Below are 14,882 nucleotides of genomic sequence, written 5' to 3'. Positions count from 1 at the left end.
GAGCAGGCCTTAGAACACCGATTCGAAGGCGCCCATCTCGACCTGCACCGACTTGGTCTGGGTGTAGTGGGCCAGGGTCTCGACGCCGTTCTCGCGGCCGACGCCGGACTGCTTGTAGCCACCCACCGGCATCTCGGCGGGGGAGTCGCCCCAGGTGTTCACCCAGCAGATGCCGGCTTCCAGTCGATGGATGACCCGATGGGCGCGGTTCAGCCCCTCGGTGAACACGCCGGCGGCCAGGCCGTAGTCGGTGTCGTTGGCGCGGCGGATCACCTCTTCCTCGTCGTCGAAGGCGAGGATCGACATCACCGGGCCGAAGATCTCCTCGCGGACGATGCGCATCTCGTCGTGGCAGTCGGTGAACACCGTGGGCGCGGCCCAGGCACCCTTCGCCCAGTCGCCCTGGCTCCAGGCCTCGCCGCCGGCCAGTACGCGGGCGCCTTCCTGCTTGCCCAGCGCGATGTAGGACAGCACCTTCTCCTGGTGCTCGAAGCTCACCAGCGGGCCGAAGTTCACCGTCGGGTCCTGCGGGTCGCCGGCCTTGATACGGGCCACGCGTTCGGCGATCTTGCCCTCGAAGGCTTCCTTGACGGCGCTGGCCACGAACACCCGGGTGCCGTTGGTGCAGACCTGCCCGCTGGAGTAGAAGTTGGCCATCATGGCGGCGTCGGCGGCGCGATCCAGGTCGGCGTCGTCGAACACGATCAGTGGCGACTTGCCGCCCAGCTCCATGGTCACGTCCTTGAGGCTGGACGCGGCGGAGGCGGACATCACCTTCTTGCCGGTGCCCACTTCGCCGGTGAAGGAGACCTTGTCGATGTCGCCGTGGCCGGTGATCAGCTGGCCGACCCGGGCGTCGCCGTGGACCACGTTGAACACGCCGTCGGGCAGGCCGGCCTCGGTGAAGATCTCGGCCAGCACCATGGCGGTCAGCGGGGTGACCTCGCTGGGCTTGAAGACCACGGCGTTGCCGGCGGCCAGCGCCGGGGCGGACTTCCAGCAGGCGATCTGGATCGGGTAGTTCCAGGCGCCGATGCTGCCGATCACGCCCAGCGGCTCGCGACGGGTATAGACGAAGGAGGTCTCGCGCAGCGGGATCTGGCTGCCCTCGATGGCCGGGGCCAGGCCGGCGTAGTACTCGAGCGCGTCGGCGCCGGTAACGATGTCGACCTCGCGGGTCTCGCTGACCGGCTTGCCGGTGTTGCGGCTCTCCAGCTCGGCGATCTCGTCGTTGCGCTCGCGAAGCAGCGCCACGGCGCGCTGCATCACCCGGCCGCGTTCCATGCCGCTCATGGCGGCCCAGTCGCGCTGTCCGCGGCGGGCGGCGGCGACGGCGGCGTCCACGTCGGCCTCGCTGGCCTGCTGGACCTCGGCCAGGACGCTGCCGTCATAGGGATTGATGACCGGGAAGGTCTCGCCGGAGGTGGCATCCACCCGGCGGCCGTCGATGTACAGGGATTCGATTGCGTGGGTCATGGAAGCCTCCAGTCAGGACTCAAGTGACAGGGATTCGGAAGAGCGAGCGCCGAGGCCGTAGGCCTTGAGCAGCTGCTCCAGGTAGTCGCGGGCCAGGCGCCGGGCGTGGTCGCTGTCCAGCCCCTCGGGGGCGAGGGCCCCGCGCAGCCACAGGCCGTCGATCATGGCGGCCAGGGCGCGGGCTGCGTCGCGGGCCTTGTGCTTGGGCAGCAGGCGCCGGAACTCGTGGCTGAGGTTGGCGTACAGGCGCCGGTCGTTGACCGTCTGCAGCCGTGCCAGGGCAGGGCGGTGCATGCTGCTGGCCCAGAAGGCCAGCCAGGTCTTGGCCACCGGGCCGGAGACCTGGGTGCGATCGAAGTTGCCGTCGATGATCGCCGCCAGGTGGGCCTCCGGGGCATCGGTGGTCAGCGCCTTGCGTCGGCGTGAGACCGCCTCGCCCAGATCGTTGAGGATCTGGCGCATGGTCGCTTCGAGCAGGCCGTCCTTGCCGCCGAAGTAGTGACTGATGATGCCGGCCGAGACGCCGGCGTGGCGGGCGATGCGCGCCACGGTGGCGTCGGCCAGGCCGACTTCGTCGATGGCCGCCATGGTGGCCGTGATCAGCTGCTGGCGACGAATGGGTTCCATTCCGACCTTGGGCACTGCGTTGACTCCTCTCCCGAGAGCATCTTGCTACCATGCCATCCGACATGGTTAAGATAGCGACAGCTTGCCATTTTTTTATTGAACGTTCAATCAATAAAAATCGGCAGGCACGATGTTTCCTCGAATCATACGCGTGATCCACGCAAGGGAGCGATGCAATGAACAAGATGACCATGGGCCTGGCCACCACCGCGCTGGCGCTTTCCGCCTCGCCGCTGATGGCCGCCGAAGAGGGCTGTCAGCCCGTCCGCTTCGCCGAAGTGGGCTGGACCGACATCACCGCGACCACCGCCCTGACCACCGAGGTGCTCGAAACGCTCGGCTACGACACCCGGATCGATACCGTCTCGGTGCCCATCGCCTATTCCGGCATGAAGAACGGCGACTTCGATGTCTTCCTCGGCAACTGGATGCCGTCCATGGCGTCGATCAGCGACCCCTACGTCGAGCGGGGGCAGGTGGACCGCCTGGGCGCCAACCTGGAGGGCGCCAAGTACACCCTGGCGGTGCCTCAGTACGTGTATGACGCCGGCGTCACCTCGGTGGCCGATCTGGACGCCCACGCCGACCGCTTCGAGTCCACGCTGCACGGCATCGAGGCCGGCAACGACGGCAACCTGCTGATCCAGGACATGATCGACGACGACGCCTTCGGCCTGGGCGACTGGCGGCTGGTGGACTCCAGCGAGGCGGGCATGCTGGCCGAGCTCAACGCCCGCGAGCCGAACGAGCAGTGGATGGTGTTCCTCGGCTGGGAGCCGCATCCCATGAACACCAACTTCGATATCGCCTATCTGGAGGGCGCCGACGACTACTTCGGCCCGAACCTGGGCGGTGCCACCGTCTACACCAATACCCGTGCCGGCTACGCCGAGGCCTGTCCCAACGTCGGATCGCTGCTGAACAACCTCTCCTTCACCCTGGAGATGGAGAATCAGCTGATGGGCGAGATCATGGACGAGGGCACCGATCCGCGCGATGCCGCCCGGAGCTATCTCCAGGCGCATCCCGACGTGCTCGAGGGCTGGCTCGACGGCGTGACCACCGCCGACGGCGAGCCGGGGCTGCCCGCGGTCAAGGAGGCGCTGTCCCTCTGATGCCGCCTGTCGCATGGCGGGCTTGCCTTGGGGCGGGCCGCCGTGCATAATCTGCATCCGTCGTCGGGGACATCTCTCCCAGGACGCAAAATGGCTACGTAGCTCAGCTGGTTAGAGCACATCACTCATAATGATGGGGTCCCCTGTTCGAATCAGGGCGTAGCCACCAGGACAGCATGAGACGCCCGCCCGGCACATCGCCCGGCGGGCGTCTTGCTTTCCGGAGGCGTGAGCGGCGAGTGACGGTTTTGGCCCTTGACGTTCACAAGCGGATCCGTATACTACGCACCGTGCTCGAGGCCATTCCCCGATAGCTCAGTTGGTAGAGCAAATGACTGTTAATCATTGGGTCACAGGTTCGAGTCCTGTTCGGGGAGCCAGCTTCGTCCCAGAGCAACGAGCACAGCGGCACTGAAAGGTGTCGAACGGTAAAAAAGGTCATTCCCCGATAGCTCAGTTGGTAGAGCAAATGACTGTTAATCATTGGGTCACAGGTTCGAGTCCTGTTCGGGGAGCCACCTTTTACCTCTTCCAGACCGTCAGGTTCCGGCCATCAGGCCTCTGAGGTCAGCCCGTCCGGGCATACAAGTCGTTCCCCGATAGCTCAGTTGGTAGAGCAAATGACTGTTAATCATTGGGTCACAGGTTCGAGTCCTGTTCGGGGAGCCAATGCTTGTTCTTCAGCCGTTTCTGCGCTGATTCCCTGAATTCTCCGCTCTCGCGTCTTTCCCGATTATATCGTGATGCTACCGGCTTTCCGCCGGCATTCGTCGTGTCCGTGCGTTTCGTCCGCGTTTTGCTCCGTGCAATACGGCGACGCCGGGCGCAGGGCCCGGCGTCGTGTATGGCGAGGGTGGGAAGGGCTCAGTCGTCGTAGTCGGCGAGTCGCAGGCCGTGGTCGAGACGGGCGTAGTCGAGCAGGATCTCGGCGCTCTCCATCACCTGGGCGCGATCGATCGGCTCGGCCTGTTCGGTATCCTCGTCGCGGGCGTCCGTCCACTCCTCCAGCGGCTCCAGGCCCAGGGCCTCGCGGCGCTGGTTCTCCAGGGCCAGCTGTTCGGCCTCCTGGGCCTCGGCCTCGCGCTGACGCTGTTCGCGATTGAGGCTGACGCTGGTGTGCTGCTCGCGTAGCCGCTCGGCGAGCTCGGCCTCGCGCTCCAGGTAGTGGAAGTTGGGGTGCAGGTCGGCACGCTGTTGATGCCGTTGGCGAAGGGTCTCCAGATAGCGCTCCGGCTGGCCGTAGCGGCGGTACTGGACCTTGCGCACCTGATCCCAGGCCAGGGCGTTGTCGAGGCTGCTCTCGCCGATGAGCTCCGGGTCGATCAGGCTCGGGAAGCTGATGTCGGGCGTGACGCCGCGATGCTGGGTGCTCTCGCCGGAGATGCGGTAGAACTTGGCGCGGGTCAGCTTGAGCTGGCCGTGGTTGAGCTCGTCGAGGGTCTGCACGGTGCCCTTGCCGAAGGTGTCGCCGCCGACCACCAGGCCGCGCCCGTAATCCTGAATGGCGCCGGCGAAGATTTCCGAGGCCGAGGCCGAGAGCCGGTTGACCAGCACCGCCAGCGGACCGTCGTAGAGTGTGCCGCTGTCTGTATCGCCGTAGAGGCTGATGCGGCCCTGGGCGTCGCGCACCTGAACGGTGGGGCCGCGATCGATGAACAGGCCGATCAGCGAGTTGGCTTCCTGAAGGGCGCCTCCGCCGTTGTTGCGCAGGTCGAGCACGATGCCTTCCACGTTCTCGTCCTTGAGCCGTTCGACTTCCTTGGCCACGTCGCGGGTGGTGCTGCGGTAGTCCGGCTCGCCGGCCTGCCAGGCATCGAAGTCGACGTAGAAGGCCGGCACCTCGATGACGCCCAGGCGATGCATGCCGTCCTCGCGCTCGACCTCGATGACCTCGCTCTGGGCGGCCTGGTCCTCGAGCTTGACGGTGTCGCGGGTGATCTCGACGACCTTGGAGCGGGTGGTATCGACGGCCTGGGCGGGCACCACGTCGAGGCGCACCACCGAGCCCTTGGGGCCGCGGATCATGTCGACCACGTCGTCGAGGCGCATGCCGACCACGTTGACCACCTCCTCGTCTTCCTGGCCGACGCCGATGATGCGATCGGCGGGCTTGAGCACGCCGGCTTTCTCGGCGGGGCCGCCGGGCACCAGGCTCGCGACCTTGACGTACTCGCCATCGGCCTGGAGCAGGGCGCCGATGCCCTCCAGGGACAGGCGCATCTGGATGTCGAAGGACTCGCTCTGGCGCGGCGACAGGTACTCGCTGTGAGGGTCGATGCTGCCGGTCACGGCGGCCATCATCAGGCCGAAGACGTCCTCGGCGTTGGCCTGGCGGAGGCGGTTCAGCTGGTTCTCGTAGCGATCGTGGAGGGTTTCTTCGACCTCTTCCGGGGTCTGGTCGCTGAGCGACAGCGTCAGGGCGGCGTTCTGCAGGCGCTTCTGCCACAGCTCGTCCAGCGATGCGGTGCGGCGGGGCCAGGGGGCGTCCTTGCGATCCAGGACCATCCGCTGGTTGCCGTCGAAGTCGAAGTCGAGGCCTGCATCGACGCGCTCGAGCAGCCACTCCAGGCGTGCTTCGGCGCGCTCGTGGTAGCGCTGGTAGAGCGCGTAGGGGCGGTCGAGATCGCCGTCGAGGACGGCATCGTCCATGGCGGTCGACAGGTCCGCGAACTCGTCGACGTCATCGGCGAGCAGGTAGGCCCGCTGGCCGTCGAGCAGTTCCAGATAGCGCTCGAAGGCCTGCTTCGACCACTCGTCGTCGAAGCGGATATCCGCGTAGTGGCCGTAGCGCAGCGATTCGGCCACCTCCACGGCGGCCTCGCGCTGGGCGTCGGTGGCGGTGATCGCCGCCTGGGCCGGGACGCTGCCCAGCAGCAGGGCCAGGGCCGCGGCACGACCCAGGGTCACAAACAGGCTCATCGATGAAGCACTCCCGGATTCATGTACACTCTAGCGTCCAGACCGTGATTCGGCTCACGAGTTGCACGGACAGAACCGCCATTGTAGCAGCTCGGTCGAGTCCCATGCCCCCAAGATGCGACACCGAGAGGAGTCCCATGCCCCAGGATGCCCCGCTCGAGCGACTGCTCGACTTCCTGCGCCGTTCGCCCACGCCCTGGCACGCCACGGCCAACATGGCCGAGCGCCTCGAGGCCGAAGGCTTCCGGCGCCTCGACGAGACACAGCCCTGGCAGCTGACGCCCGGCGAGCGGGTCTACGTGACGCGCAACGATTCCTCGATCATTGCCCTGCAGCTGCCGAGCGAACCGCTCTCGGCGCTGCGCATGATCGGCGCCCACACCGACAGTCCCGGACTGCGCCTCAAGCCTCATGCGCCGCAGACCGCCGCCGGCTGGCTGCAGCTCGGCGTCGAGGTGTACGGCGGGGCGCTGCTGGCGCCCTGGTACGACCGCGATCTGGGGCTCGCCGGCCGGGTTCACGTGCGTCATCCCGACGGCCGCCTGGAAGGCATGCTGCTCAACGTCGACCGCGCCGTGGCGATCATTCCGAGCCTGGCGATCCATCTCGACCGCGAGGCCAACAGCGGCCGGGCGATCAATGCCCAGACCCAGATGGCGCCGGTCTTCCTTCAGGGCGGCGAGTCGGCCGATCTGGATCGTCTGCTGCGAACCTGGCTGGCGGCCGAACATGACCTCGGCGATGTGGAGATCGTCGACTTCGAGCTCGGCTTCCACGACATGCAGCCGCCGGCCCGGGTCGGCGTGGAGGGCGAGCTGATCGCCTCGGCGCGGCTCGACAACCTGCTGTCGTGCTTCATCGGCCTTGAGGCCCTCCTCGATTCAGACGGGACGCAAGGGGCGGTGCTGGTGGCCAACGATCACGAGGAGGTGGGCAGCGCCAGCGCCTGCGGCGCCCAGGGGCCCTTCCTGGGCGACGTGCTGCGGCGGGTCAGTGCCCAGCTGGGTGACGGCAGCGAGGAAGAATTCATCCGTCTGATTCAGGCCTCGCGGATGATCTCCTGCGACAATGCCCACGCCTTGCACCCGAACTTCCTCGACAAGCACGACGCCGCTCACGGTCCGGCGCTCAACGAGGGGCCGGTGATCAAGGTCAACGCCAATCAACGCTACGCCACCAACAGCGCTACCGCGGCGCTGTTCCGCACGCTGTGCCAGGAGGCCGAGGTACCGGTGCAGACCTTCGTGACCCGTGCCGACATGGGCTGCGGCAGCACCATCGGCCCGATCACCGCTACCGAGCTCGGCGTGCCGACCCTGGACGTGGGCGTGCCCCAGTGGGCCATGCACTCGATCCGCGAGACCGCGGGTGCCAAGGACGTGGCGCACCTGACCCGAGTGCTCACGGCCTTCGTCGATCGCCGCGAGCTGCCCTGAGGCCCCGTGACCGCCTGTGAGTTAGCGGTAGATATGGCCCGAGCGGGAAGTTATGGGATTAAACGGGGGATGATGGGATAAAGCCCAGCGTGACGCGGATTTCAGAGCGATAAGAAGCGTGAAGCGGTGCCAAATCGCTGCAAATCTGCAAAAGGGCCGTCTCGGGCAGAGGCGGCCCTTTTCGTTGGGTGTTTGGCACTGGTGCTAGCTGATCATGAGCTTCGCATCCTCGAAAGAGCAGTGGACGCCCTCGACAAAGACATCCATCTCTTCAAGCTTGGTGCTGTTGTAGAAGGTTTCTCCGCCGAGGGAGTAGAGGTTTCCCTGAATCTCATCCTTCAGCTCGACTGTATACCCGCCCAGAAGCTCAGCCACCGTCACATCCGCCTGCTCGGTGCGGATCGCGATGAGTCCCCTGCGGTAGTTGATGCCCACAATCTTGCCTTCCATGCCTTCTTCCTTTATAGCCAGCCGGCTGCCCAGACAGCGCGGCCGATGACCTCGAGCTCCTCGAGGCGGTCACGTGGAACGGTGATCCGCTCATACGCGTGGTTCTCGCTGATGATGGCCAAGCCGTCGAAGTGGCGCTGCAGCCGCTTGGCGTAGAGATGGTCGTCCAGGCGGATGACGTATATCCCTTCACCCTCGATCGTGGTCCTGGTGTGGTCGATCAGCACGGTGTCGCCGCTGTGCAGTACCGGCTCCATTGAGTCGCCATCCACCCGGATCGCTGACAGGTGCTCGGGCGTGAGGCCCTGTTTGCGCAGGCTGTAGCGGGTGAACGACAGATGCGTCAGTACCCGGCAGTTCTCGTTCCAGGCACCGCCACCAGCGCTGCACTGCGCGTCATAGAGGGGGACGAAGGCATAGTCTTCTAGCACGCCGGGCAGTTGCTCCCCCGCCTCCTGAGTCTCGAGAGGCTCGTCCTTGGGATAGTCCGTCCCAGCTTGTTGCTCTTCCTCTTCGCCCACTGCCAGCCACGCCACGCCGACACCGGCCGCCTTGGCGATGGCGATGAGCTGGGGCCGCGAGGGTTCGCCGCCGGTGAAGTATCGCCGGATCCCGCTCTGAGAAATCCCGGCTGCCTTCGCAAGCGCGGAAACGCTACCCACGCTCCTCGCGCAGAACTCCATTCGCGCGATAAAGCTAGTTTCAAGTTCCTTTCGAGAACTTGAAAGCCTGTCTTCGCCTTCGTCTAGCTCTTTCAAGTTCGCCATAAGTGACTGATTCCGTTTTGATTTGGCGCAATTGCGGGCGCATGTAGCTCTTTTGGGAACATGAAAGCGCTTTTGAGCTTGATCTTTCTAGCTCTAACGCGCTATGTTTATGACCATGTTCACGATAGACAGCGCGGATAACCGCCCACGAGGTAACGCCATGAGCATGGACATTCCGCTGAACCCCGAGCAGCGCTGGGAGTGGCTGAAGTATCAGTTGCGCATTCGTGGCAGTTCGCTTGCCAAGGTGGCCAACCAGCTGAAAGTCAGCCGCGCCGCGGTCCTCAATGCCAAGTACTTGCCGTATCCGCGCATCGAGCGGGCCATTGCTCAGCAGCTCGACTTGCACCCCGGCCAGGTCTGGCCTGAGCGCTGGAACGCAGATGGCACGCCATCGCGCCAGCGTCCCAAAAGAGCGGAAAAGAGCGCATCAACATCAAGTACCCATGTTAGCGACTCTAACGCTATCGCGCACCGTCAACTGGCGCAGGAGGCATGACCATGAAGCGCGTTCGCGATGGCGCCACGATTGATCTCTTTGAAGTTCCCCAGCCCGTCGTGCCCGCGCCGGGCAGTGGCAACTATGCCGCCCAGGTCAGCGAGCTGGTGGGCGGCGTGCTCAAACACGCCGAGATGGATCGCTACGAGGTGGCCGCGCAGATGAGCCGGCTTTCCGGTGATGACGTCTCCAAGAACATGCTCGACGCCTGGAGCTCCCCGGCCCGCGCCGACCACAACATTCCGCTCTATCGCGTGCCGCTGCTCGAGGAGGTGTGCCACAGCCATGCCTTTACCGACTGGCTGGTGCATCTGCGCGGCGGTCGAGTGGCCTACGGACGTGAAGCCTTGGACGCGCAGTACGGCAAGCTGCAGCGGATGCGCGACAAGATCCAGAGCGATATGCGCGAGTTGAAGCGGCTGATGGGGGACGCTGAATGAACGCCAAGACCTCGCCCATGACCCGCAGCTGGTTTACCGCCAAGGAGCTCGCCGGGCTGCCCGGGATGCCGGGTACGGTGCAAGGGGTGAATGCCCGCGCCAAGGCTCAATCCTGGGAAGCCCAGAAACGCATGGGCCGCGGTGGTGGCTATGAGTTCGCCTTCGCGGTGCTCCCGGCCGAAACCCAGAACGCCCTGATAGCCCAAGCCGTCGGCGAGCCGGAACCGCATACGGTTGAAGCCGAACCGGCGCCCGAGCCCCAGGCCGAGACCACCGAGACGCGTCGCCTCACCGACACCCAGCGCCGGGTGATGGCCGCCCGCGTGGCCTTCGTGCGCGAGATCCAGCGCATGAGCCAGATGGTCAGCCAGCAGCGTGCCATCCAGACCCTCGTCGCCCTGGCCGAGGAAGGCGACCTCACGCCGTATCTGGCCGAGCGCGCCTCGATTGCCAACGATCGCAAGACCGAGACCCGCACGCTCAGCGAGCGCACCCTCAAGCGCTGGGTCTCCGCCTTCAAGAAACATGGCGAGGCCGGGCTGGCGCCGAAGCGCCGCAAGGCCGACATGAGCATGCCGCCCTGGGCTGGTGACTTCCTCAAGCGCTACCAGCGCCCGCAGAAGCCCAGCGTCGAGGCCGCCTATCAGCAGCTGGTCGAGCAGACCGAGCCGCCGCATCCCAGCATCCACCAGGTGCGTCGCTTCCTGGCCAAGCTGACGCCGGAAGCCCGCGAGCGTGGCCGCATGGGGCCGCGCGAGCTCAAGGCGCTGCAGCCGTTCAAGCGGCGCAAGTCGGATGGACTGTTCCCCAACGACGTCTGGGTCGCCGACGGCCACACCTTCGACGCCGAGGTGATCAATCCGCTGACCGGCCAGGCCTTCCGCCCCGAAGTCACGCTGATCATCGACTGGGGCACGCGCCGGATCGTCGGCTTCGCCATCAACCTAGCGGAGAGCACGCTGGCCACGCTGGACGCCCTGCGCGACGCCGTCAGCCGCGCCGGCATGTTCAACCTCTTCTACGTCGACAACGGCTCCGGCTTCGCCAATGAGTCCATCTACGAAGTGGTCGATCGCCTGGGTGGCACCATCACCCACTCGCTGCCCTACAACTCCCAGGCCCGCGGCGTCATCGAGCGCGCGCACCAGTCCACCCTGGTGCGGCTGGCCAAGACGATGCCCAGCTATATCGGCGCCGACATGGACCCCGAAGCCGCCGGCCGCGCCCACAAGCTGTCGCGCCGCGACATCGCCCAGGGTCTCAAGCCGGCGCAGCTGCCGACCTTCCAGGAATTCTTCGACCGCCTCAACGAGGCGCTGGACGCCTACAACCATCGCCCCCACAAGGGCCTGCCGAAGATCCGCGACCTGGAGACGGGCCGGATGCGGCATCGCAGCCCCATGGAGGCATGGAAGTCGGCCGAAGCCGAGGGCTTCGAGGCGCTGACCGCGCCGGCCGAGGTGATCGCCACCCTGATGCGACCGCAGGAGACCCGCAAGACCCACCGCGGCGAGGTTCGCTACGCCGGCAACCTCTACTTCCTGCGCGAGCTGAACGACTTCCACGGCGAGGAAGTGAAGGTGGCCTGGGACTATCGCGACGCCAGTGCGGTGGGCGTCTACACCCTCGAGGGCGAATGGATCGGCGAGGCCGTGCTGGACGGCAATGCCACCGACGCCATGCCGCAGACCATGATCCAGCGCGCCGCCGAGAAGCGTGAGCGCGGCCAGCTGAACCGCCTGCAGAAGAAGGCCAAGACCATCACCGGGCAAGAGGTCGAGATCCGCACCGTCGAGCCGGCCCCGCGAGCGAACTACAGCGAGCAGAAGCTCGAGGCCGCCCGGGCCAAGGCCCGCGAACTCGCCGCGCCCCAGGAAGACCGTTTCGAGATTCCCCGCGACCCCACCCAGCGCTATCGCCTCTGGCAACGGCTCGACGCCCGCCAGGCCCAGGGCGAACCGCTCGGCGAGCAGGAAAAAGCGTGGTGGCAGAGCTACCCGAAAACGACAGGATTCCGCGCCATTCAGCGCGTGATGGATGCCGAGGGACAGCCATCCCCCGGCACCCGAAGGGCCATGTGAGCGCATGGCCCGTGACACCCGAAAGTCCCATAGGAGATGAGATGAGCGTCAACGCCATTGTACCACTGACCAATGTCGGCCTCCTGGCCAGCGCCGTGGAGAACGTCACCAACCGCCCGCCGGAGTTGCCGGGCATCGCGGTGATGTACGGGTTCAGCGGCTACGGCAAGAGCCTGGCCGCGGCCTATACCGCCAACCTGCACCGCGCCTATTACCTGCAGTGCCGCGAGTCCTTCACCAAGAAGGCGTTCGTGCAGGCCATGCTGCGCGAGATGGGCATCACGCCCACCAAGACGTTGAACGACATGATCGACCAGGTCGCCGAGCAGCTCAGCCGCTCGGGCCGCCCGCTGATCATCGACGACGTCCAGTACATCCTGGAGAAGGCTGCCGCCAACCTCATCACCGACCTCTACGAGGCCAGCCAGGGCACGCTGATCCTGATCGGCGAGGAGCACGTGCCCACCGCCATGAGCCGCCGCCTCGAGCGGCTGCACAACCGGGTGCTGGAATGGGTGCCCGCTCAGCCCGCCAGCCTGGACGACGTCAGCCTGCTGGCCGCCAAGAGCTACCCCGAGATCGAGATCGACGACGACCTGCTGGAGATGGTCAACACCCGTGTCGGCGGCTGCCTGCGCCGGGTCGCGGTCAACCTCTACCAGATCCACTCCGAGGCCCTGGCCAACGGCTGGACCCTGGTCGGGCTCAAGGAGTGGGGGGATCGCGAGATCCACACCGGCCAAGCACCGGCGCGTCGGGGGTGATGATGAGCCGCAAGCCTGTACACCTTGCCGCCGCTGGGCCCAAGAGCGATCGCCAGGCCATGTGGGAAACCATGCGTCGGCTCAACGCCGAGGGCGAGTTCACCGTGCGCGATGTGTGGCTGGTGATGGGGCCGGAGGCCCCGATCAGCCGCCCGCGCGACTACATGGAAGGCCTGGAGCGCGCCGGCTACATCAAGCGCAGCGATGCCCCGCGCAAGTCCGGCCAGCCGGTGATGTTCCACCTGGCCCGCGACATCGGCGTCGAAGCGCCCCGGGTTCGCCGCAACGGCACCGAGCTGCCGCCACCCGGCCGCGAACAGCTGTGGCGCACGCTCAAGATCCTCGGCGACTTCACCGCCGCCGAGCTGGCCGATGCCGCCAGCACGCCGGCCTCGCCGATCAAGCGCACCACGGCCGAAGAGTATTGCCACTACCTGAAGCAGGCCGGGTATCTGGGCATCACTCGCGAGGGCAGCCCCGGTATCGCCACCCGCTACCGGCTGATCCCCAGCCGCTGGAGCGGGCCCAAGGCGCCGATGATCCAGCGCACCAAGAACCTCTTCGACCCCAATCGGGGTGAGGTCGTGTATCAGCACGTCACCCACACGGAAGGAGGTGAGGCATGAGCGCACGACGCACCCGGCCCGTCGACATCTCCGCCTGGGGTGACGAGCCGCCGCGCTGGATCCGGCTGCTGGCGGCCGAGGTGGAAGCCAGCAACCGCCAGCTGGCCGGCCAGCGCATTGGCATGTCGCGCTCTACCGTCGCCCTGGCGCTGGCCAACCGCTACCCCAGCCCCAGCACCGCCGGCGTCGAGCGCCGCGTGCTGGCCGCCCTGGACGGTCTCGAATGTCCCGCCCAGGGCAAGACGATCAGCAGCCAGCAATGCCGGGCATTCCGCGAGCGTCCGGTGCCGACGCACAACCCCATGGCCATGCGCAACTGGCGCATCTGCCAGGCGTGCCCGCACAACCCCGACTGCCCGTGTGGAGGTGAGCAATGAGTATCCGCGGTATCTGCCCCGAGTGCGGCTTCGCCGGCGACATGGCGGCCTTCGTCGCCCAGGGCGAGCACAACCAGGCACTGGCCGCCGCGCTCGAGATCCCGTCGACCCTCGGCCCGCGGGTGGTGCGCTACCTCGGCCTGTTCCGGCCCCAGCGCAAGGCCCTGGCTGGCGCCAAGGCGCTGCGCCTGCTCACCGAGCTGCGCGACGCCATTGCCGAGGGCCATATCCAGCGCAGCGGCGTCAGCCGCCCGGCGCCGGTCCATGTCTGGGCCACCGCCCTGGACAAGCTGCTTGAACGCCCGCCGACCAAACTGCCGCTGCAGAGCCACGGCTACCTGTTCGAGGTGGTCGCCGGGGTGGCGGACAAGGCCGACGCCGCCGCTGAACGCAAGCGCGAGGAAGCGGCACGCAGCGGTGCCAAAGCGGGCGCGAATCGCGCCCCGGCCCCCAGCCGCGGCGAGCGCTCCACCGAAGACGTCCTGGCCGAGCATCGCCGCCTGGCCAGCCAGGGGGAAGCTAGGCCCCAGCCGCAACCGGGAGGCCCCAAGCGTCTGGGCCAACTGCTGGAAGGCGCGCCGCGCCCGCAAGAACAGGAGCCGGAATCATGAGCACCGAGACCGCCCCGATCATTCGCAGCCCCTATCGTCCGCCACAGCCGGCCGACCCGCGGCCCCGCTACGCCTGCCCGAAGCATGGCCCGCTGGGCCACCGGGAGGTCGACAGCGACCACCGCTGCGCCCACTGCCGGCGGCCGATCCTCGCCATCCGGCGGCTCGGCGAGCGCCACGACAGCCTGACGCTGCCGCGCCCGGACCTGGAGAAGATCCTCGACGAGTGCGGCTGTGCCCACACCGTCATCGCCCTGCGGGAACTGATGGAGGCCCACGATGCGCACCTATAGCGACGCCGAGCTCGAGCACTATGCCGACCGCTTCATGCTGCTGCGCCTGGCGCGCTACGGCATCAACCTCGAGCAGTACCTGGCCAATGTCTTCCGCTACGAGCTGTTGGCGCTGACCAACGAGCCGCTGCTGCCCGCCCAGCAGGCCGCCGCCCTGCGTATCTGGCAACGTTGGGATACCGGCCTGGGCGTGGGTGGCCAGGGCAACACACCCGCCATCGAGCGAGGCGAGCTGATCGACCTCGATGAACTGCAGGCCCAGTGGCGTGCCGACGCCGAGAAGGCGCAACGCCCGTTGACCCATCTGCCTCGGCGCAACGGCGCCATCATCGAGCCGCTGCATCACCACCGACATCCCGCCCGCAGCAATGCGGCCAATTTCGCCAAGCGAGGTGCCTGAC

General features: G+C 66.7%; 16 protein-coding genes and 4 tRNA genes. 15 read left to right on the top strand and 5 right to left on the bottom strand.

The features are described 5' to 3' along the window. Window positions 1–9: 9 nt before the first annotated feature. Together betB and betI are read right to left on the bottom strand one after the other, a co-directional pair. A complete protein-coding gene (gene betB, locus QWG60_RS11670; RefSeq protein ID WP_046079825.1) occupies window positions 10–1,476 on the bottom strand; it encodes a betaine-aldehyde dehydrogenase in 1,467 nt (488 codons plus the stop codon). A gap of 12 nt (window positions 1,477–1,488) precedes the next feature. After that, window positions 1,489–2,118, bottom strand: a complete 630-nt coding sequence (gene betI / locus QWG60_RS11665) for a transcriptional regulator BetI (protein WP_173834964.1) — start codon at window positions 2,116–2,118, stop codon at window positions 1,489–1,491. Window positions 2,119–2,279: 161 nt separating this feature from the next. Here betI and QWG60_RS11660 point away from each other — a divergent pair, with 161 nt between their 5' ends. The 5 genes from QWG60_RS11660 (at window position 2,280) to QWG60_RS11640 (ending at window position 3,887) form a co-directional block, all read left to right on the top strand. Beyond that, window positions 2,280–3,218: a choline ABC transporter substrate-binding protein gene (locus QWG60_RS11660; RefSeq protein WP_046079823.1), complete on the top strand. Its 939-nt coding sequence runs from the start codon at window positions 2,280–2,282 to the stop codon at window positions 3,216–3,218. A 92-nt stretch (window positions 3,219–3,310) separates the two neighbouring features. Then, window positions 3,311–3,387, top strand: a tRNA-Met gene (locus tag QWG60_RS11655). A gap of 135 nt (window positions 3,388–3,522) precedes the next feature. Beyond that, a tRNA-Asn gene (locus QWG60_RS11650) sits at window positions 3,523–3,598 on the top strand. A gap of 62 nt (window positions 3,599–3,660) precedes the next feature. Next, window positions 3,661–3,736 (top strand) — tRNA-Asn (locus QWG60_RS11645). A gap of 75 nt (window positions 3,737–3,811) precedes the next feature. Next, window positions 3,812–3,887: transfer RNA gene (locus tag QWG60_RS11640), tRNA-Asn, on the top strand. Window positions 3,888–4,082: 195 nt separating this feature from the next. On the opposite strand, the gene QWG60_RS11635 is transcribed toward QWG60_RS11640, so the two are convergent. Further along, a complete protein-coding gene (locus QWG60_RS11635) occupies window positions 4,083–6,137 on the bottom strand; it encodes a carboxy terminal-processing peptidase (protein ID WP_107181237.1) in 2,055 nt (684 codons plus the stop codon). A gap of 137 nt (window positions 6,138–6,274) precedes the next feature. Here QWG60_RS11635 and QWG60_RS11630 point away from each other — a divergent pair, with 137 nt between their 5' ends. Beyond that, window positions 6,275–7,573, top strand: a complete 1,299-nt coding sequence (locus tag QWG60_RS11630) for a M18 family aminopeptidase (protein WP_046079821.1) — start codon at window positions 6,275–6,277, stop codon at window positions 7,571–7,573. A gap of 204 nt (window positions 7,574–7,777) precedes the next feature. Here the strand turns inward: QWG60_RS11630 and QWG60_RS11625 are convergent, their stop codons facing one another. Next, window positions 7,778–8,023 carry a hypothetical protein gene (locus tag QWG60_RS11625; RefSeq protein WP_146907222.1) on the bottom strand — a complete coding sequence of 82 codons (246 nt, stop codon included), beginning with the start codon at window positions 8,021–8,023 and terminating at the stop codon, window positions 7,778–7,780. Between the two features lie 11 nt (window positions 8,024–8,034). Beyond that, window positions 8,035–8,790, bottom strand: a complete 756-nt coding sequence (locus QWG60_RS11620; protein ID WP_186810035.1) for an XRE family transcriptional regulator — start codon at window positions 8,788–8,790, stop codon at window positions 8,035–8,037. Window positions 8,791–8,950: 160 nt separating this feature from the next. Here QWG60_RS11620 and QWG60_RS11615 point away from each other — a divergent pair, with 160 nt between their 5' ends. The 9 genes from QWG60_RS11615 to QWG60_RS11575 are packed head-to-tail and all read left to right on the top strand — an operon-like array spanning window position 8,951 to window position 14,881. Beyond that, window positions 8,951–9,289 carry a helix-turn-helix domain-containing protein gene (locus QWG60_RS11615; protein WP_146907224.1) on the top strand — a complete coding sequence of 113 codons (339 nt, stop codon included), beginning with the start codon at window positions 8,951–8,953 and terminating at the stop codon, window positions 9,287–9,289. A gap of 2 nt (window positions 9,290–9,291) precedes the next feature. After that, entirely contained in the window at window positions 9,292–9,729 is a 438-nt protein-coding gene (locus QWG60_RS11610) for a hypothetical protein (protein WP_035597067.1), read from the top strand. Further along, a complete protein-coding gene (locus QWG60_RS11605) occupies window positions 9,726–11,810 on the top strand; it encodes a DNA-binding protein (RefSeq protein ID WP_186810036.1) in 2,085 nt (694 codons plus the stop codon). Before QWG60_RS11610 ends, QWG60_RS11605 begins: the two co-directional genes overlap by 4 nt. A gap of 41 nt (window positions 11,811–11,851) precedes the next feature. After that, a complete protein-coding gene (locus QWG60_RS11600) occupies window positions 11,852–12,574 on the top strand; it encodes an AAA family ATPase (protein WP_146907226.1) in 723 nt (240 codons plus the stop codon). A gap of 2 nt (window positions 12,575–12,576) precedes the next feature. Continuing rightward, on the top strand, window positions 12,577–13,200 hold the full coding sequence (locus QWG60_RS11595) for a hypothetical protein (RefSeq protein WP_146907228.1): 624 nt from the start codon (window positions 12,577–12,579) through the stop codon (window positions 13,198–13,200). Further along, the gene (locus QWG60_RS11590; protein ID WP_146907230.1) at window positions 13,197–13,577 is read left to right on the top strand and encodes a hypothetical protein; all 381 of its coding nucleotides are present in this window, start codon (window positions 13,197–13,199) and stop codon (window positions 13,575–13,577) included. The genes QWG60_RS11595 and QWG60_RS11590 overlap by 4 nt, the downstream gene beginning before the upstream one ends. Continuing rightward, window positions 13,574–14,188 carry a hypothetical protein gene (locus QWG60_RS11585; RefSeq protein ID WP_146907232.1) on the top strand — a complete coding sequence of 205 codons (615 nt, stop codon included), beginning with the start codon at window positions 13,574–13,576 and terminating at the stop codon, window positions 14,186–14,188. The genes QWG60_RS11590 and QWG60_RS11585 overlap by 4 nt, the downstream gene beginning before the upstream one ends. After that, window positions 14,185–14,481 (top strand): hypothetical protein, encoded by a 297-nt coding sequence (locus QWG60_RS11580; protein ID WP_146907234.1) that lies wholly within the window; start codon window positions 14,185–14,187, stop codon window positions 14,479–14,481. Before QWG60_RS11585 ends, QWG60_RS11580 begins: the two co-directional genes overlap by 4 nt. Further along, entirely contained in the window at window positions 14,468–14,881 is a 414-nt protein-coding gene (locus QWG60_RS11575; RefSeq protein WP_146907236.1) for a hypothetical protein, read from the top strand. Before QWG60_RS11580 ends, QWG60_RS11575 begins: the two co-directional genes overlap by 14 nt. Window position 14,882: the final 1 nt, after the last annotated feature.

This window comes from Halomonas halophila (assembly GCF_030406665.1).
Taxonomy (GTDB): domain Bacteria; phylum Pseudomonadota; class Gammaproteobacteria; order Pseudomonadales; family Halomonadaceae; genus Halomonas; species Halomonas halophila.
This window is presented reverse-complemented; position numbering and strand designations above follow the sequence as displayed.